The organism is Bacillus sp. BML-BC051 (assembly GCF_019656175.1).
Taxonomy (GTDB): Bacteria; Bacillota; Bacilli; order Bacillales; family Bacillaceae_G; genus Bacillus_A; species Bacillus_A mobilis.
Map to the genome: position 1 here is coordinate 41,967 of NZ_BPLI01000012.1, position 15,924 is coordinate 57,890.

At 35.0% G+C, this 15,924-nt stretch carries 23 protein-coding genes and 1 pseudogene; 15 read left to right on the forward strand and 9 right to left on the reverse strand.

Annotation, left to right across the window (positions count from 1 at the left end):
- Nucleotides 1–10: 10 nt before the first annotated feature.
- Nucleotides 11–1,321 carry a UDP-N-acetylmuramate--L-alanine ligase gene (gene murC, locus K5S59_RS05065; RefSeq protein ID WP_000219461.1) on the forward strand — a complete coding sequence of 437 codons (1,311 nt, stop codon included), beginning with the start codon at nucleotides 11–13 and terminating at the stop codon, nucleotides 1,319–1,321.
- A gap of 54 nt (nucleotides 1,322–1,375) precedes the next feature.
- On the opposite strand, the gene K5S59_RS05070 is transcribed toward murC, so the two are convergent.
- Together K5S59_RS05070 and K5S59_RS05075 are read right to left on the reverse strand one after the other, a co-directional pair.
- On the reverse strand, nucleotides 1,376–2,038 hold the full coding sequence (locus tag K5S59_RS05070; protein WP_098258117.1) for an HAAS signaling domain-containing protein: 663 nt from the start codon (nucleotides 2,036–2,038) through the stop codon (nucleotides 1,376–1,378).
- Nucleotides 2,035–2,379 carry a PadR family transcriptional regulator gene (locus K5S59_RS05075; RefSeq protein WP_120450941.1) on the reverse strand — a complete coding sequence of 115 codons (345 nt, stop codon included), beginning with the start codon at nucleotides 2,377–2,379 and terminating at the stop codon, nucleotides 2,035–2,037. The genes K5S59_RS05070 and K5S59_RS05075 overlap by 4 nt, the downstream gene beginning before the upstream one ends.
- 122 nt (nucleotides 2,380–2,501) lie before the next feature.
- On the opposite strand from K5S59_RS05075, the gene K5S59_RS05080 reads away from it, so the two are divergent.
- The 7 genes from K5S59_RS05080 to K5S59_RS05110 all read left to right on the forward strand — a co-directional run bounded on the left by K5S59_RS05080 (nucleotide 2,502) and on the right by K5S59_RS05110 (nucleotide 6,014).
- Nucleotides 2,502–2,915, forward strand: a complete 414-nt coding sequence (locus K5S59_RS05080) for a MerR family transcriptional regulator (RefSeq protein WP_097845553.1) — start codon at nucleotides 2,502–2,504, stop codon at nucleotides 2,913–2,915.
- A complete protein-coding gene (locus tag K5S59_RS05085) occupies nucleotides 2,905–3,810 on the forward strand; it encodes a DMT family transporter (RefSeq protein WP_120450940.1) in 906 nt (301 codons plus the stop codon). Before K5S59_RS05080 ends, K5S59_RS05085 begins: the two co-directional genes overlap by 11 nt.
- Before the next feature lie 55 nt (nucleotides 3,811–3,865).
- Nucleotides 3,866–4,414 (forward strand): GNAT family N-acetyltransferase, encoded by a 549-nt coding sequence (locus tag K5S59_RS05090; RefSeq protein WP_120450939.1) that lies wholly within the window; start codon nucleotides 3,866–3,868, stop codon nucleotides 4,412–4,414.
- On the forward strand, nucleotides 4,411–4,902 hold the full coding sequence (locus K5S59_RS05095) for a GNAT family N-acetyltransferase (protein WP_073516757.1): 492 nt from the start codon (nucleotides 4,411–4,413) through the stop codon (nucleotides 4,900–4,902). Before K5S59_RS05090 ends, K5S59_RS05095 begins: the two co-directional genes overlap by 4 nt.
- Before the next feature lie 77 nt (nucleotides 4,903–4,979).
- Nucleotides 4,980–5,384: a PH domain-containing protein gene (locus K5S59_RS05100; protein ID WP_120450938.1), complete on the forward strand. Its 405-nt coding sequence runs from the start codon at nucleotides 4,980–4,982 to the stop codon at nucleotides 5,382–5,384.
- Entirely contained in the window at nucleotides 5,381–5,563 is a 183-nt protein-coding gene (locus K5S59_RS05105) for a hypothetical protein (RefSeq protein WP_120450937.1), read from the forward strand. Before K5S59_RS05100 ends, K5S59_RS05105 begins: the two co-directional genes overlap by 4 nt.
- A gap of 16 nt (nucleotides 5,564–5,579) precedes the next feature.
- Nucleotides 5,580–6,014 carry a hypothetical protein gene (locus K5S59_RS05110; protein ID WP_120450936.1) on the forward strand — a complete coding sequence of 145 codons (435 nt, stop codon included), beginning with the start codon at nucleotides 5,580–5,582 and terminating at the stop codon, nucleotides 6,012–6,014.
- A gap of 40 nt (nucleotides 6,015–6,054) precedes the next feature.
- Here the strand turns inward: K5S59_RS05110 and K5S59_RS05115 are convergent, their stop codons facing one another.
- Nucleotides 6,055–7,170 carry an aminopeptidase gene (locus tag K5S59_RS05115; RefSeq protein ID WP_120450935.1) on the reverse strand — a complete coding sequence of 372 codons (1,116 nt, stop codon included), beginning with the start codon at nucleotides 7,168–7,170 and terminating at the stop codon, nucleotides 6,055–6,057.
- A 187-nt stretch (nucleotides 7,171–7,357) separates the two neighbouring features.
- On the opposite strand from K5S59_RS05115, the gene K5S59_RS05120 reads away from it, so the two are divergent.
- The 5 genes and pseudogenes from K5S59_RS05120 to ccpA all read left to right on the forward strand — a co-directional run bounded on the left by K5S59_RS05120 (nucleotide 7,358) and on the right by ccpA (nucleotide 10,937).
- Nucleotides 7,358–7,870: a DUF948 domain-containing protein gene (locus K5S59_RS05120; RefSeq protein ID WP_001197726.1), complete on the forward strand. Its 513-nt coding sequence runs from the start codon at nucleotides 7,358–7,360 to the stop codon at nucleotides 7,868–7,870.
- Nucleotides 7,870–8,196 (forward strand): bacillithiol system redox-active protein YtxJ, encoded by a 327-nt coding sequence (gene ytxJ, locus K5S59_RS05125; protein WP_001057490.1) that lies wholly within the window; start codon nucleotides 7,870–7,872, stop codon nucleotides 8,194–8,196. Before K5S59_RS05120 ends, ytxJ begins: the two co-directional genes overlap by 1 nt.
- Before the next feature lie 117 nt (nucleotides 8,197–8,313).
- Nucleotides 8,314–9,330: a CamS family sex pheromone protein gene (locus tag K5S59_RS05130; protein ID WP_000738016.1), complete on the forward strand. Its 1,017-nt coding sequence runs from the start codon at nucleotides 8,314–8,316 to the stop codon at nucleotides 9,328–9,330.
- A gap of 69 nt (nucleotides 9,331–9,399) precedes the next feature.
- Nucleotides 9,400–9,479: pseudogene (locus K5S59_RS30650) on the forward strand (hypothetical protein); the annotation flags it as partial.
- Nucleotides 9,480–9,938: 459 nt separating this feature from the next.
- Nucleotides 9,939–10,937, forward strand: coding sequence for a catabolite control protein A (gene ccpA / locus K5S59_RS05135; RefSeq protein ID WP_001103291.1), 999 nt, complete (start codon nucleotides 9,939–9,941; stop codon nucleotides 10,935–10,937).
- Between the two features lie 34 nt (nucleotides 10,938–10,971).
- Here ccpA and K5S59_RS05140 read toward each other — a convergent pair whose 3' ends face one another.
- The 3 genes from K5S59_RS05140 to dhp61 form a co-directional block, all read right to left on the reverse strand.
- Nucleotides 10,972–11,334, reverse strand: coding sequence for a DUF4288 domain-containing protein (locus K5S59_RS05140; protein ID WP_002073192.1), 363 nt, complete (start codon nucleotides 11,332–11,334; stop codon nucleotides 10,972–10,974).
- Between the two features lies 1 nt (nucleotide 11,335).
- Nucleotides 11,336–11,572, reverse strand: coding sequence for a DUF3949 domain-containing protein (locus K5S59_RS05145; RefSeq protein ID WP_000637907.1), 237 nt, complete (start codon nucleotides 11,570–11,572; stop codon nucleotides 11,336–11,338).
- Nucleotides 11,573–11,652: 80 nt separating this feature from the next.
- Nucleotides 11,653–11,949 carry a protein Dhp61 gene (gene dhp61, locus K5S59_RS05150; protein WP_063260682.1) on the reverse strand — a complete coding sequence of 99 codons (297 nt, stop codon included), beginning with the start codon at nucleotides 11,947–11,949 and terminating at the stop codon, nucleotides 11,653–11,655.
- A 149-nt stretch (nucleotides 11,950–12,098) separates the two neighbouring features.
- On the opposite strand from dhp61, the gene K5S59_RS05155 reads away from it, so the two are divergent.
- Nucleotides 12,099–12,371 (forward strand): DUF3917 domain-containing protein, encoded by a 273-nt coding sequence (locus tag K5S59_RS05155; RefSeq protein ID WP_000636600.1) that lies wholly within the window; start codon nucleotides 12,099–12,101, stop codon nucleotides 12,369–12,371.
- A gap of 49 nt (nucleotides 12,372–12,420) precedes the next feature.
- Here K5S59_RS05155 and mscL read toward each other — a convergent pair whose 3' ends face one another.
- From mscL to K5S59_RS05170, 3 genes are all read right to left on the reverse strand, one after another.
- Nucleotides 12,421–12,819, reverse strand: a complete 399-nt coding sequence (mscL, locus tag K5S59_RS05160; protein WP_000266996.1) for a large-conductance mechanosensitive channel protein MscL — start codon at nucleotides 12,817–12,819, stop codon at nucleotides 12,421–12,423.
- A gap of 128 nt (nucleotides 12,820–12,947) precedes the next feature.
- The gene (locus tag K5S59_RS05165; protein ID WP_212981829.1) at nucleotides 12,948–13,874 is read right to left on the reverse strand and encodes a Gfo/Idh/MocA family protein; all 927 of its coding nucleotides are present in this window, start codon (nucleotides 13,872–13,874) and stop codon (nucleotides 12,948–12,950) included.
- Nucleotides 13,875–13,963: 89 nt separating this feature from the next.
- The gene (locus K5S59_RS05170; protein WP_120450934.1) at nucleotides 13,964–14,320 is read right to left on the reverse strand and encodes an ankyrin repeat domain-containing protein; all 357 of its coding nucleotides are present in this window, start codon (nucleotides 14,318–14,320) and stop codon (nucleotides 13,964–13,966) included.
- A 149-nt stretch (nucleotides 14,321–14,469) separates the two neighbouring features.
- Between K5S59_RS05170 and K5S59_RS05175 the strand changes: the two genes are divergently transcribed.
- Nucleotides 14,470–15,924: a sensor histidine kinase gene (locus K5S59_RS05175; RefSeq protein WP_000023894.1), complete on the forward strand. Its 1,455-nt coding sequence runs from the start codon at nucleotides 14,470–14,472 to the stop codon at nucleotides 15,922–15,924.

The window sequence follows — 15,924 nt, forward strand, 5'->3', positions numbered from 1 at the left end:
GTTCTTTAAGATGACAGTTTACCATTTTGTAGGAATTAAAGGAACAGGAATGAGTTCATTAGCTCAAATTCTTCATGACATGAAGCATACTGTTCAAGGGTCTGATTATGAAAAGCGTTTCTTTACACAAACAGCGTTGGAAAAGCGTAATATCTCGATCCTTCCTTTTGATAAAAATAATGTAAAAGAAGGACAAGTGATTATTGCAGGAAATGCATTTCCTGATACGCATGAAGAAATCGTAGCAGCAAAAGAATTAAACATCCCAGTACATCGTTACCATCACTTCTTAGGTGACCTTATGAACCAATACACAAGTGTTGCTGTAACTGGTGCGCATGGAAAAACATCAACAACTGGTTTGTTAGCCCATGTAATGCAAGGTGCACACCCTACATCTTACCTTATTGGAGATGGAACAGGGCATGGGGTAGAAAATAGTAAGTATTTTGTATTTGAAGCTTGTGAGTATCGTCGTCATTTCTTGTCTTACAATCCAGACTATGCGATTATGACAAATATTGATTTTGATCATCCAGATTATTTCTCAGATATCAATGATGTATTCAATGCATTCCAAGAGATGGCATTGCAAGTGAAAAAGGGCATTATTGCATGTGGAGATGATGAAGAACTTCAAAAAATTCAAGCGAAAGTACCTGTTATTTTCTATGGATTTGGAGAAGATAATGATTTCCAAGCACGTAACATTCAAAAGAGAACAGATGGTACTATTTTCGATGTATTCGTTCGTAATACGTACTATGACACGTTCAAAATTACAGGATACGGCAACCACAGCGTATTAAATGCATTAGCAGTAATCGCGCTTTGCCATTATGAAAACGTTGATGTAGAAGCAGTTAAGCATCAGCTAACAACTTTTGAAGGCGTAAAACGTCGCTTTAATGAAAAGCCAATGGGAGAGCAAGTTATTATCGATGACTACGCACACCATCCGACAGAAATTAATGCAACGATTGAAGCAGCTCGTCAAAAGCATCCAGAGCGTGAAGTTGTCGCTGTATTCCAGCCACATACATTCTCACGTACAGAAAAGTTCTTAGATGAGTTCGCTGAAAGCTTAAGTAAAGCTGACCAAGTATACTTATGTGATATTTTCGGATCAGCACGCGAAAATAAAGGTGAATTAACAATTGAAGATCTGCAAAAGCGTATTGATGGTGCAGAACTAATTACAGATACAACAACGGATGTATTAAAGAAACATAAAAACGGCGTTCTAATTTTCATGGGCGCAGGCGACATCCAAAAATTCGAAGCAGCTTACGTAAAAGAAGTTCAAGTTGCAGAGAAGTAATAGAAAAGACGCATAGCGGTGGCTATGCGTCTTTTTTGTTGTGCTCGATATATTTTAAAAAGCGTTGATATGTTGGTATTGTTTATTTTTTTTGTATAGTTGTTTTAACAAAATGATATAAATTGAACTAAAAAGTACATATCCGATTAAATAATAGAATGAAAACATGTCGAATTGTTTTGTTATCATAATTCGAATCGCGAAAAAGCTGAATGGGAGAGCAATTAGCAGTCTTGAACTGATGAAAATAATTGTTTTAAAGTATTTTAATAAATCTATATTCCAATGGTTTTCTCTAAAGATAAACCAAATGTTGCTTGCAATAAAGGCTAGTAAAAATGGTAAATTAGCAGAAAAATTTATAAAACCAAGTACAATAGGCACTGATAAAGCGCCGAGTGGACCGATAGATAGGCCGGAATAATATTTAATAAATGTATTTGTAGATTGCTGTGCATCTTGAATAACATCTGTATATTCTACTGCAATTTCCTGTGCTAATTCTTTTGGAGGAAGAAATTCTTCAATTACTTGTGAAGGAATGATTTCTAATGGTACCCCTTCGCTTTCTTTACATAATGCATTTTCATATAAATCCGATTTGATCTCTAGCACATGTTGTTCTCTTGCTGACGCAGGTAAGTTCATTAAACCTTTATGAAGATCGTGTAAGAAAGAAGTAATGAGTTCATTTGAAAAGAATTGTTCCTTGTTCATTTTTTATCCTCTCCTTTAGCTAGTAACATTAGAGCATGATACACTGCATCATAATCATGTAAGCGACTATTTAAAATTTCTCTCCCTTCGTCTGTCATGCGATAGTATTTTCTTTTTGGACCATCACCGGACTCTTCCCAATAGGAAACAGCCCAATTGTTTTTCGTGATTCGATTTAATATGGGGTAAATCGAACCGTTTGGGATATGAAACACAGGGATATCTTGTAATGCACTTGTAATTTCGTATCCGTACATAGGTTGTTTACTTATTAAAGACAAAATAGCGAGATCAAAAACACCTTTACGTAATTGAATTATAAAATTATCATTTTTTTCCATACTTTAACTATATATGATTCATATCTAGATATCAATCGTATATAGTTATTTTTTATTTGTGTATTGACCTAGAGCTAACTCTAGGTTGTAAGATGAAAATATAAAAACAAGGGGGAGAGAACATGTATAAAATCGGTGAAGTAGCAGAATTAACTGGGATGGGCATTCATACTTTGCGTTACTATGAGAAATTAGGATTATTACCACCACCAACGCGAAATAGCGGGATTCGCCAATATACAGAAGGTGATGTACGCCTATTAAAATTTTTATATTCTTTAAAACAAACTGGAATGTCATTAGAAGAGATGGCTGAGTTTGCAAGTGATGGATGTATTATAGAGGAAATTAGGCAGAGGAAAGAGGAAGTGCCAGCGAAAGTAAAAAAGAGAATTTCAATTTTAACAACTCACTTGGAGCGATTAAAAGAACAGCAGGAACAATTGCAAAAAGTTGTTCAGCTAACGGAGGAGAAGCTAGAAATTTATTACGGTTTTCTAGAAGGAGAAAATTCGGAGGCTGACAATGAAAAATAAAGTATATGCTCAGCTACTTGGATTTGCGATTTGCACTGGTGGGACATTTAATGCTTCGAAATATGCTGTGCAGTATTTCGAAGCAATTCATATAGCAGCATGGCGCTTTGGAATTGCAGCATTCGTGATGTTATGTTTGTTAAAAATACGAAAAGATTTTGAGGTAGAGGTATGGAGGGAGAATAAGGCTTATTACTTTTTGTTAGGTATTGTTGGTGTATTTGGTTTTAACTTCTTTTTCTTTTTAGGTATGAAACATACAGAAGCTATGAATGGTGCACTGATTATGGCGACGAATCCGCTCGTTACGACGCTGTTAGCAAGTTTTATTTTACGAGAAAAAATTATAAAACGCCAAGGTATTGGGATGTTACTTGCATTACTTGGTGTTGTTTTTGTACTGACACAAGGTTCGTTTACGATACTACAAAACTTATCATTTTCAAAAGGAGATTTTTATATTTTATTAGGGAATATTTGCTGGGCGTTATACGGTGTACTAGGCAGAAAGCTTATTAAAACTAGTAGCCCAATACAAACGACGACATACACAATGACTATTGGTGCCATTGCCTTTATTATCATATCTTCCACTCAAAAAAATATAGTACCAGTTTTGGAAATTCCTTTGTTAGCTTGGGGAGCGATTCTTTTTATGGCAATTGGAATGAGCGTGCTCGGTTACTTATGGTGGAATAATGGAATCGCTCAACTTGGAGCAGCAAGAACATCCTTATTTTTTAATCTAGTACCTGTTGTTACAATGATTATTTCTTTTATTGAAGGAGTAAATATAACGCCCGCACAATCTGTAGGAATGATATTAGTTGTTACAGGTGTAGTGTATTCTTCTGGTTTTATACAAATAAAACCGAAAAAAAGTGTGAATATTTAACAATTTACACCTGTAAGTGTTAGAATAATAAGAAAACTAAAAGGAGCTAAAAAACATGTTCACACTTCGAGTAGACGATGAAATCGAATTACAGTTATTAGAGAAGCATCATAAAGAGGACCTATATCAATTAATAGACCAAAACCGTAATCATTTACGAAGATGGCTTCCTTGGGTAGATGGGGTAAAATCTGCTGGTGCGTATGATGAGATTTGTCCGATGTGGTTAAAGAAGTTTGCAGAGGGAGACGGTTTTGAAAGTGGTATACGTTATAAAGGAAGGCTCGTTGGGATGGTAGGCATTCACCCGGTAAGTTGGGGGAAGAAAGCGGCAAGTCTCGGATATTATCTTGCAGAAGATGGTGGCGGGAAAGGCATTATGACGCGTAGCGTAAAGGCTGTACTTCACTATGCATTTGAGAATTTAAAATTAAATAAAATGGAAATTAGATGCGGTGTTGAAAATGTGAAAAGCCGCGCTATTCCAGAGCGTTTAGGTTTTAAGTTAGATGGTATTTTAAGAGATGATGAATGGCTATACGATCATTTTCACGATATCGCTGTATATAGTTTACTAGCTTCAGAATGGAAGGAAATCCGATGAACGAGAAGATACGCATTATTCCGTATGAAAGTACGTTTCAAGATGAAGTAGTAGATCTTATCGTTCATATTCAGCAAAAAGAGTACAATGTTCCCATTACGAAAGAAGAACAGCCAGACTTACTTGAAATAGAAACGTTCTATCAAAGGGATTATGGAAACTTTTGGGTTGCAACTTATGATGATAAAGTAGTTGGAACAGTGGCGTTATTAGATATTGAGAATCAGCAAGTAGCGCTAAGAAAAATGTTCGTAAAAAAAGAGTTTCGCGGAAAAGAGTGGGGCGCATCATATAAGTTGCTCCAAACAGCAATTTCGTGGGCTGAGAATAAAGAGCTGAAAGATATTTACTTAGGAACGACAGTGAAATTTTTAGCAGCGCATCGTTTTTATGAAAAGAATAATTTCACAAGTGTGAGTATAGACGAGTTGCCAAAAAGTTTTCCAGTGTTGCAGGTGGATAAGAAATTTTATAGATATATTGTTTAAGAAGGTCATTCCGAAATGGCCTTTTTTTATGAACTAAAATGGAAAAAGTGGTATAATTTAGGTGAGGGGGTGCGTGTATGAACATTCCGATTCAAAGAAGTAAATCGGTAGTCATTTTCGTTTGTCTCACGTTAGCTTTTATGTTTGTATATCCATTTGTCATGATTTTCACAAATAAAGAGCAGTGGATGTCAGCGTTAATTGGGATGGGTTTATGCTTCCTTGTAAATGTACCACTCGTTTGGGAAGTATTTATTAAACAGCATAAAGTAGAAAATGGTGTATTAAAGTACGGTATTTTAAATGATGATATCGTATTGAAAGAGATAAGAATCATTCGCCAAGTTGGGAAAAATCTTGAAATTACGACGAATGCGTATAAAGTACATATGGTTGCGATGCCGCAACATATGAATGAATTTTTAGCGCTTATTGAGAAAGAGAATCCACATGTAAAAATACAAATGGCAGGTAAGAAATGAAATATGTAAAACCTTTGTTTTGTTTGGAAATTTTGTTTGTGCTTGTTGGTTGTACTAGAGTATATATGAAATGGGAGCTGCCCTTATATGTACCGATATTAATAGGTACTATTGCAGTGGTGCTTTTATATTATTTTCATTTTCAGCAAAGAAAAAGTGAGAAAAGTAGCTCTATGTAGTACAGGAGGATTAGAAATGAAGAAAACCTGTATGTTGTTTATATTTCTGCTAACAGCATCCTTTCTTGTAATAGGGTGTAGTGCGAAGAAGGATAAAGCTGATATGAACTTTGATAAGGCACAAAAGGTTGAAATTGAATCACTGACTGATTCAAGTGAGAAGAAAGTAATTACCGATAAGAAAGAAATTGAAAAGCTGTTTGAAGTCATGAAAATGGATAAATGGGAAATGCAGTCGGCGCCTTTAGATACTCCGCAAGGGAAAACATTTAAAATGTATCAAGAAGATACAACAAAATTATCGGAGTCAAGTAAAGATAAAAAGAAGTTACATGAAATAGGTACGATGACAGTATATAAAGATGTCCCGTATGTTGAAGTTGAAATGAAAAATAAGAAAATGAGTTTTAAAGTGCCAGAAGATGTGGCGAAAGATTTATTAAAGTATTAATAGAAAAACGCTCGGAGGAAATTCCGAGCGTTTCTTTATATTATTTTAAGTTCTCTGGGTTTAAAGCTTCTAATTCAGGTACAACGAAGCGTCCGTCTTTACGGATTAGTACGTCGTCAAAGTAAATTTCGCCGCCGCCGTATTCAGGGCGCTGGATGCATACTAAATCCCAGTGAATGTTCGAGTTGTTGCCGTTCCATGCATCGTCGTAAGCTTGTCCAGGAGTGAAGTGGAAGCTGCCATCGATTTTTTCATCGAATAGGATGTCTCCCATTGGATGTAAGATGTATGGGTTTACGCCGATTGCGAACTCACCAACGAAGCGTGCGCCTTCGTCTGTATCGAAGATTTTGTTAATGCGCTCTGTATCGTTTGCAGTTGCTTCAATGATTTGACCGTTCTCAAACTTAAGTTGTACATTTTCAAATGTATAACCGTTGTAAGGCGATGGTGTGTTGTAAGAAACTGTACCGTTAACAGAATCGCGAACTGGTGCAGAATATACTTCACCGTCTGGAATATTTAAATGACCTGAGCATTTAATAGCTGGAATGTCTTTAATAGAGAATGTTAAGTCAGTTCCAGGGCCAGTTAAACGAACTTTGTCTGTTTTATTCATTAATGTAACAAGGCTATCCATTGCCTTATCCATTTTACCGTAGTCTAAGTTACAAACTTCGAAGTAGAAGTCTTCAAAAGCTTCTGTGCTCATTTTAGCAAGCTGTGCCATAGAAGCATTTGGGTAGCGAAGAACAACCCAGCGCGTTTTCGGAACGCGGATGTCTCTATGAACTTTTTTACCAACTGTTTGACCGTGAATTTGCATTCTTTCACTTGGTACGTCAGCTTGTTCGTTAATGTTATCGCCAGAGCGAAGACCGATATAAGCGTCCATATCTTTCATTACGCTTGCTTCATATGCAGCGATTTGTTCAAAATGTTCTTCAGTAGCACCCATTAATAAAGAGCGATCTACTTGATGATCTTTTAAAGAAACGAATGGGAAACCACCAGCTGCATATGCTTCTTTTACAAGTGCAGTTACAAGTTCTTTTTGTAAGCCAAAGTTTTCAATTAATACTTTTTCGCCTTTTTGTAAGCGAATAGAGTAGTTAATTAAATTGTATGCTAACTTTTCAATGCGTGGATCTTTCATATGTAAAGCCTCCCTACTAATTATGTATCCTCTCCTATTGTAACCTACTTAGTGGAATTTGTTGAATCATTTATGTTAAAGTTAACGAATAAGTATGAAAATTCTAATGAAAAGATAAGGATTAGAACGAAACGGAAAATGATTGTATAATAGGAGAAAGTATGAAAAAGATAAAGGAAGTGATGAAATGCAAGTTCTTTTATATGTAAGTGCGGCTATTATCGCGGTTGCTTTCGCTGTATTAGTAGTGTATGTATGCAGAACGTTGTTATCGGTTCAAAAGACGTTAGAAAACGTTGCGAGCACGTTAGAAGGTTTAGAAAAGCAAATGCAAGGGATTAGCGTAGAGACGGAGCAATTATTACATAAAACAAATGCGTTAGCTGATGACATTCAACAGAAGTCACAATCATTAAATAAGGTAGTATCGGGTGTAGATGGAATTGGAACGACAATCCATTCTTTAAATACGAAACTTCGTAATGTATCAGAGTCTGTTACAGACGAAATTGAAAACAATGCAGATAAAGTAGCGCAAGTTGTACAGTGGAGCAGCGCAGCAATTGAAGTATACAATCATTATCGTGCGACAAGACAAGAGAAAAAGGTTGAAAAGGAAGAACGTAAATTAGAAAGACTTGAGAAAAAAGCTGAAAAGAAAGAGAAGCGCTCTAGACTTCGTATGAGAGGTGAATCGTGATGAATATGACAAAAGTTGAAACAATTGAAGAGCTGGAAGTATTAGTAGAAAAAAACGAGCCGTATGTTCTTTTTAAACATAGTACGACATGCCCGATTAGTCATGGTGCCTATACAGAATTTCAAGCTTATTGTAGTGAAGAAAGAGCGGTACCAGCGTATTACTTATACGTACAAGATGCGAGAGATGTTTCAAACCGTGTTGCAGAACAATACAGCATTAAACATGAATCTCCGCAAGTGTTATACATAAAAGATGGGATGGTAGTATGGAATACGTCTCATTGGAACATTAAAAAAGATGCTTTAGAAGAGAATATTAAGTAAAAAGAAGCAAGCGAAAGGTGCTTGCTTCTTTTTTTTGTTTTTGTTGAAATATATTTAATGGTAAACTGTTAATAGTTCAAACTAAATAACTAGATTGTTGAAAGTAGGTTTTAAGTAATGAAGAAAATGGCATTATCCTTCGCAGTCGTAAGTTTATTACTAGGAGCTTGTAGTAATGATACGATTAGTAAGAAGGATGAAGTTATACAGAAAGATACGAAAGAAAAAAGTATGATTCCGAGAACTGCTGTTTCTAAAGATTATTATAGAACTGTAATTCCTTTAAAAGAACAAAAGGTTATAAATACAGCTAATGTAAAAACAAATTCTAAATTAGATTTAGCAGAGTATGAAAATGGTTTAATGAATATTGCAAAAGAGCAATTTGATACAGAAAATCATGTGCTTCAATTAAATCAGTATATTCCAGAGAAGTTAATTGATGAGCTAGTTGCAAAAGTAGAAGCGCCCGTTTTGACAAATATTATAGAACAAGACTATTTCGGGAAACAGAATTCAAATGAATTAAGTTTATCTGGCGTTGTAATTGGGTTAGCTATGTCTTCAAGTGTATCCAATGAAGAAGCAATGTCTAAGGGGACTGAAGTTGCCAAGCAACTTATTGAAGCTATTCATAAAAATGACAAGTATAATAAATCCCCAATTACGTTTGCTATCTTTAAGCAAGAAAGTACAAGTTCTTTAAAAAATGGTACGTATATTGCTAGTGCTACCGTTCAAAAGAATGATACGAACCTTGGAAATTGGAATACGATTGAAGAAAGAGCGTATTCATATCCTTCTGATGAATTTACACAAGCACATGGAGAAGATAATAAAAAAATAGGTGACTTTGCTAAGGCAATGAAAGATTTTTCTCCTGGAGATTTTATCCCAGTAAATGCTAAAGTTTCTTATAAGAAAGATCAAATGGATACATTGGATATGAATATTGTTATTAAATATAATGGTAAAACAGAATTAATGGCTCTTACTCAACTGGCTGCTCAAAGTATGTTAGAACAGTTACCTAAAGATGCAAAAGTACAATTGCAGATAAAGTCTGAGAGTAAAATCGAGGCAATTATTATAAAAGAGAAAAACGGCGATAAACCATTCGTTTCCTTCTTATAAAAAAAGACAGTGTTTAAACTGTCTTTTTTTATTGTAAGTGAAAATGTACGATGGGAAAGAGCACGTCATATTTCCGCTGTACCAATTTTAAAGGAAGAAATATATTTACCCCTGTCGTTCTTGATATAACGCATTCTACAGGGCGCCGCGCACCTCCAGATTCAGTGCAACAAATGAATATCATTGTCGGTTTCTGTCGGTAAGTCGATATATTTAAAAAATCGCTGATATAATTTGAGTTGTAATCGATATATTTGGAAAATCGCTGATATATTTCGAGTTGCGGTCGATATATTTGAAAAATCGCCGATATAAATTTCATTTACTATCGTACTGCTTAAAATAAGGTTTCTACGTATGGAATATCTATATTTTTACAAAAATTACCCTTTTTTTCATAAAAAATACGAAAATACGAGAAAAGAAGCGAATTTTTTCGAAACTTTTGCGGGAAAATATTGTATGAGCCTGCGTTTTTATCGTATCATTAGTAAAAGGAAGAACTCGGGACGATTGGTGGCATCTGCAAATAGAGTTGATGTCTTTTTTTCATTCAAGTAACCGATACATAAAAATAGATAACAAAAATAGAAGGAGTGTGCGATGAGATGAACGTAACAATCTATGATGTAGCGCGCGAAGCGAACGTTTCAATGGCTACCGTATCACGCGTTGTGAACGGTAACCCAAATGTAAAGCCTACAACAAGAAAGAAAGTATTAGAAGCAATTGATCGTTTAGGATACCGCCCGAATGCGGTAGCACGTGGACTAGCAAGTAAGAAGACAACTACAGTAGGTGTTATTATTCCTGATATCTCAAATACATTTTATGCAGAACTTGCTCGTGGAATTGAAGATATTGCAACAATGTACAAATATAACATCATTTTAAGTAACTCTGACCAAAACAAAGAGAAAGAGTTCCATTTATTAAATACGATGCTTGGAAAACAAGTGGACGGAATTGTTTTCATGGGTGAAGATATTACAGATATTCATATTGAAGAATTCAAAAAGTCTCCAGTACCAATCGTATTAGCAGCGTCATTTGATGAGCAAAATGAAACGCCATCAGTAAATATTGATTATACACAAGCAGCTTACGACGCAATGAAGCACTTTATTGAGCAAGGACATAAGCGTATCGGTTTCGTCTCTGGTCCTTTCATTGATAAAGCGGGAAGCGCGAAGAAGTTACAAGGTTATAAAAAGGCTTTAGAAGAAGCAGGTATTTCATATGATGAAAATCTTATAATCGATGGAGATTACACATATGATTCAGGTATCGAAGCATTCGAAAAACTTTGGAGCAGTGATGAAAAGCCAACAGCAATCTTCGTATCTTCTGACGAAATGGCACTAGGTGTAATCCATGCAGCACAAGACGCTGGATTGAACGTACCAACTGATGTAGAAGTACTTGGTTTCGATAATACACGCCTTGCATTAATGGTTCGTCCACAACTTTCAACAGTTGTACAACCAATGTATGATATCGGTGCAGTAGCAATGCGTTTATTAACAAAGTATATGAACAAAGAAAAAGTGGAAGATCACACTGTTATCTTACCTCACCGTATCCAATTTAGAGATTCAACGAAGTAAGTATAAAAAAGCTCACAGCATTCGCTGTGAGCTTTTATTCGTATTCGGGATAGTATTTTTGTACGACTGTATCTACCGTTTCATTTTTCTTAACGTGTAAAAATCTTGCGTATAATTCTTTTCCAGTTTCAAATGGTGTATCGTCTAATTCAAACACATGCAACACTTTTCGAAATGTCCATTTCACTTGCTCATCATACATGTTATCGTACGTATCCTCAGATTGCATAGCGATTTTTTCACCTAGATTGTGTGCTTCTTCTAAACTGTTTGCTTTAACAAGAATAATACTTTCTTCAAAAAGTGTATCGTGATTTCCTTCATAATGCTCATCCATTTTTGTAGGATTAGGCTCACCAGAATGAACAGATTCAAACAATAATTTTACAGCATACATATTATGCTGCATGTTTCACTCTATAAATAATACTTGCGACAAGCGAAGCAGGTATTGTAAATACGTTACTTTGATAGTGATAGTGTATTTGGGATTCTTCATAAGACATGTTGTCATATAGTTCGTTTTGTGACATGTTCATTTTTTTCTGTTTTGTCTTGAGCATCTTAATATAGTTATATTGTATTGGGACGAGAATGAGGAAATAGGCTAATACGATTAGTGAAATCCAAATCATTATGAAACACTCCCTTATAAAGAATATTTATATATGGTAATTATATCAATTTATATGAAAAATATCCATTTTTCTGGCGGTCAATTTCCTTTCCAAAATGCAAAAAGTTCTTCAGGACTTCGTAAATTATGTTCAAGGCATGTTTGTGCAGTGAGCGTAAAATTTTGTATTAAATGCTCTAACCTAGAAGGATCGTATTGTTTCACATTGCCAGCAATAATGGTTTCATCCTTGTCTAAGTTAAGTGATACTTTTAGCAAAGTTATATTTGTTTCTAGTTGTACAACTTCGATATAAAAAAACTTTTTGTCTAAGTCGATTGTAATATAATCGAATCGCTCTACTTGTTTAAAGTATCCTACAATATCATCCTCCAATTGAAACCCTCCCGAGTATATAGCTTATTTGGAAGACTTCTCTATAGATTGTATGATTCCTTGTTATATGTCACATAAGTGCAAATTTAACTATTATAGGGCAATGTCATGTATAATAGAAAGAAAAGGCTTGTGAGGGGGGAAAAGAGATGATCGTTCTTTGGATAATTACGCTTTGTATGACTGCTATTTTTGCATATATGACGTTAAAACAAAATGGCTTAAAGCGATTAGTTCCAGGAAGTATTCTTGCAGGAATTGCCCTTATCACGTATGTAATTTCTATTTTTATTGAAAGTGTATCAATGGATATGAGCACAAGTTTAATGTTCATGGGTATTACACTATTTGCAGGTAGTATTATGGTACTTATGGTTGCAGGTATTATTTTATTTATTCATATGAATTCGGAAACGTTATAGCATATAGAAAAGGCATGTCCCCGAGGGACATGCCTTTTTATCCGTTCAATTATGCTCTATCTTTAGAAGAATTTTGTTGTTTTAATAAATCGCGAATTTCGCCAAGAAGTTCTTCTTCTTTTGTTGGTTCTGGAAGTTCTTCTTCTTTTTCTTCTTCTCTTTTAGATGTTAGTTTGTTGAATACTTTAATGAACATAAAGATAGCCGCTGCAATAATTAAGAAATCAAAAATAGTTTGGATGAAGTTACCATACATAATAGATGATTTACCGAATGTAATTTTTAAATCTGTAAAGTCAACGCCACCTAATACCATACCAAGTAATGGTGTGATAATATCTTTTACTAAAGAACTAACGATTTTACCGAATGCAGCACCGATTACAACCCCGACAGCTAAATCGATTACATTCCCTTTGAATGCGAATTTTTTAAACTCGTTCCACATGTGTTAATCCCACCCTTTCCACGATTCAATATGAAATTTATAATTCCTATCAACATATTCTATAGAAATTTGCGATAGAAATAAAGGGGAAATGGGAATGAAAGTAAATTCTGAAAAATGTATCCGTTTTAATTTTTGTTTACATTCTCCAGTAGAGATTGCAACAGTTGCTGTGTTTTTAGTCCTTCTAATCCATCTACAACAGGCTTTGTATCTCCGTGTACACATTCAATAAAATGATGAACAACATCTTCAAAACCACGTTGTTTTAACGTTGTATCCCATGATGGTGAACCAATCTGAGAAACTGCATTTTCCTGCTCAACTTCAAATGTGTTCATATTTTTTACGCGAATGATTTTCCCTGTCGTTACAAGTTCAATTTGTTCTAAATTTGTACCGGCATGGCGATGCATTGCGGTAGAAAGTAACAGCCCACTTGGCGTTGTATATGTATGATGTCCGTACAGAAGTTCATTCTTTTCATTCATTTGCATCATATTATGAACGACGTTAAGGTCATCATTAGCTAACCAGCGAGCAGTATCTACGATATGTAAGTAATCATCTAACATAGTAAAGTCGTACGTATATGGCCCGACTTTATTTGTACGATGCTTTTCAATTCGAATCCATGAAATATTATGAGCTTGTTCTTTTGCAGCAACATACATAGGAACGAAGCGGCGATTAAATCCGACCATTAACTTTCGATTATACTTTTCGCTCAACTCGACTAGGTTCTCAGCTTGTTCTACTGTAGCTGCTAGCGGCTTATCAACGTAAACGTCGATTCCTTTTTTCAGAAGTTCAGAAACGATTTCATAATGTGTAGCAGTTGAACTATGAACGAAGATTGCATCGCATTCTGAAGCTAACGTTTCGATAGAATGAAAGTCTTGCATGCGGTATTGCTGGCAAACTTGTTTTCTTTTCTCAGCATTAGGTGTAAACGCCCCTACAAAATTCCAATCTGTTTCTTTTGTAAGTGTTGGAAGGTAGGCTTTTTGCGCAATACTTCCAAGTCCAATCATCCCAATTTTAGGTTTGTTCATGTATATTCCCACCTTATTAATATTGAAGTAACGGGTTAAATGTAGCATAGGGCGGGGGAGGAAGGCAAAAATTAGCTTTTTTACTTACGTCACTCTAACAAAATTTTCTCTATCTCTTCAAAGTTATGAGCGCGCGCATGCTCTAGCGGGGTAACACCATCGTTGTCTGGAATATTTACATCAGCACCTGCTTCAATAAGCGCTTTTGCGGTTTTTACATCATTTTTGTATGTAGCAATCATAAGAGGGGTACGTCCTTTACTGTCCGTTATATTTATGTCAGCCCCTTTTTTGAGTAATGAGATAACAGTAGTTGTTTCTTGTTTCTCGGTAGCTGTTAGTAGTGCTGTCTCCATGTTTTTCATCTCCTTTTTAACTTCTTGTTCTTGCGAGCATCCTCGCAAAAAAATTACGCAACAGATCATGCTTACTGTTTTTTTGAACATGGAATTTCAACCTCCTCATTTCAACTGTAAAATAAGAACATTAAATTTTTATAAACTGACGCTAAAATTACTATAAAATCGCTTGAGTATTTGAACATATATTTTTATGCTTATGAATAATATGGTTTGTTAAAGTGAGGATGTAACATATGTCTATTAAAACAAGATTTTTATTCTCTTACATTGCTGTTATTCTCGTTTCCATTACGCTCATATTAGTTACGGGATTTTTAATTGTTTTTTCCATAACAGGAGACTTGGAATCAGTGAAAAATTTCTATAAAAGTTCCTATATTCAAAAGCCGCTTACGCCAGAAGAAGAGAATACGTATATTGAATTGAAATTAGCGGCAAAGAAAAATCAATCACAACTATTAGATGAATCTTTCGTTTCATCGCTTGAAAAAGAAGGTGTGAAAATAGTTGTAAGAAAGGGAGAAACCATTTCTTATTCTACAAAAATATTTGAAAGTATATCCTTAAAAGAAGCTCTTCCGAAATTTGAATCAGCAAATATTAATAGTCGTGGCACAACGGAACTAGGCGATACATTTTATCGATATGTAAAATTTGATTTTTATTTTCCCGGAGATGAAGAAGGGAGTATATTTGTACTAAAAAGGCAAAGTTCATTTGTCGATCTTACACAAAAATTATTTCCGATTTTATTCGTAGCGCTTTTACTGTTAGCAATGTTACTCATTGGATTAGTAAGCTATTTTGTCTCAAGAAGTGTGATAAAACCAATTTTTGTATTGAAAGATGCGACTGCGAGAATTAAAGAAGGGAATTTAGATTTTCAAATTCCAGTTACATCCCATGATGAAATCGGGCAATTAAATCAAGGGTTTGAGGAAATGAGAAAGAAATTAAAAGAGTCGATAGAGATGCAAACACAGTATGAAGAAAATCGAAAAGAGCTCATTTCAAACATATCTCACGATTTAAAAACACCGATCACTTCTATTATTGGATATGTGGAAGGTATAAAAGACGGGGTAGCAAATACGCCAGAAAAAATGGATAAGTATTTAACGACCATTCATACGAAGGCAAAACATATGGATACACTCATTGATGAGCTCTTTTTGTTTTCGAAGCTTGATTTGAATCGGGTTCCTTTTCAGTTTGAAACGATAGAATTAAACATGTTTATGCAAGAATTATTAGAAGAGATGCAGATGGATTTAAGTGAGGAAGGTATAGGAGTGCACTTACAATTACACTCATCACCACTATATGTAACGGCCGATTGCGAAAAGATAAATAGAGTGATATCCAATTTAATTCATAATAGTGTGAAATACATGGATAAAGAAGAGAAGAAAATTACTGTAACAGTATTAAGTGATAACAATACAGTCATTATGAAAGTGATGGACAATGGGGCAGGTATAGAAGCTGATACGCTGCCGTATATATTTGAGCGGTTTTATCGTGCAGAGCAATCGCGAAATTCTAGCACAGGTGGAAGTGGACTTGGCTTAGCGATAGCAAAGCAAATTGTTGAAGAACATGGCGGGGAAATTTGGGCGGAAAGTAAACTTGGGGAAGGTACAAGTATTTTCTTCTCATTGAAAAAAGTACAGGAATGTGGTGAGTAG

Bases quoted from the DNA above. Each gene is read 5' to 3' on its own strand.
- murC (WP_000219461.1), top strand. From the start codon at position 11: ATGACAGTTTACCATTTTGTAGGAATTAAAGGAACAGGAATGAGTTCA.
- K5S59_RS05070 (WP_098258117.1), bottom strand. From the start codon at position 2,038: ATGAACAAGGAACAATTCTTTTCAAATGAACTCATTACTTCTTTCTTA.
- K5S59_RS05075 (WP_120450941.1), bottom strand. From the start codon at position 2,379: ATGGAAAAAAATGATAATTTTATAATTCAATTACGTAAAGGTGTTTTT.
- K5S59_RS05080 (WP_097845553.1), top strand. From the start codon at position 2,502: ATGTATAAAATCGGTGAAGTAGCAGAATTAACTGGGATGGGCATTCAT.
- K5S59_RS05085 (WP_120450940.1), top strand. From the start codon at position 2,905: ATGAAAAATAAAGTATATGCTCAGCTACTTGGATTTGCGATTTGCACT.
- K5S59_RS05090 (WP_120450939.1), top strand. From the start codon at position 3,866: ATGTTCACACTTCGAGTAGACGATGAAATCGAATTACAGTTATTAGAG.
- K5S59_RS05095 (WP_073516757.1), top strand. From the start codon at position 4,411: ATGAACGAGAAGATACGCATTATTCCGTATGAAAGTACGTTTCAAGAT.
- K5S59_RS05100 (WP_120450938.1), top strand. From the start codon at position 4,980: ATGAACATTCCGATTCAAAGAAGTAAATCGGTAGTCATTTTCGTTTGT.
- K5S59_RS05105 (WP_120450937.1), top strand. From the start codon at position 5,381: ATGAAATATGTAAAACCTTTGTTTTGTTTGGAAATTTTGTTTGTGCTT.
- K5S59_RS05110 (WP_120450936.1), top strand. From the start codon at position 5,580: ATGAAGAAAACCTGTATGTTGTTTATATTTCTGCTAACAGCATCCTTT.
- K5S59_RS05115 (WP_120450935.1), bottom strand. From the start codon at position 7,170: ATGAAAGATCCACGCATTGAAAAGTTAGCATACAATTTAATTAACTAC.
- K5S59_RS05120 (WP_001197726.1), top strand. From the start codon at position 7,358: ATGCAAGTTCTTTTATATGTAAGTGCGGCTATTATCGCGGTTGCTTTC.
- ytxJ (WP_001057490.1), top strand. From the start codon at position 7,870: ATGAATATGACAAAAGTTGAAACAATTGAAGAGCTGGAAGTATTAGTA.
- K5S59_RS05130 (WP_000738016.1), top strand. From the start codon at position 8,314: ATGAAGAAAATGGCATTATCCTTCGCAGTCGTAAGTTTATTACTAGGA.
- ccpA (WP_001103291.1), top strand. From the start codon at position 9,939: ATGAACGTAACAATCTATGATGTAGCGCGCGAAGCGAACGTTTCAATG.
- K5S59_RS05140 (WP_002073192.1), bottom strand. From the start codon at position 11,334: ATGTATGCTGTAAAATTATTGTTTGAATCTGTTCATTCTGGTGAGCCT.
- K5S59_RS05145 (WP_000637907.1), bottom strand. From the start codon at position 11,572: ATGATTTGGATTTCACTAATCGTATTAGCCTATTTCCTCATTCTCGTC.
- K5S59_RS05155 (WP_000636600.1), top strand. From the start codon at position 12,099: ATGATCGTTCTTTGGATAATTACGCTTTGTATGACTGCTATTTTTGCA.
- mscL (WP_000266996.1), bottom strand. From the start codon at position 12,819: ATGTGGAACGAGTTTAAAAAATTCGCATTCAAAGGGAATGTAATCGAT.
- K5S59_RS05165 (WP_212981829.1), bottom strand. From the start codon at position 13,874: ATGAACAAACCTAAAATTGGGATGATTGGACTTGGAAGTATTGCGCAA.
- K5S59_RS05170 (WP_120450934.1), bottom strand. From the start codon at position 14,320: ATGTTCAAAAAAACAGTAAGCATGATCTGTTGCGTAATTTTTTTGCGA.
- K5S59_RS05175 (WP_000023894.1), top strand. From the start codon at position 14,470: ATGTCTATTAAAACAAGATTTTTATTCTCTTACATTGCTGTTATTCTC.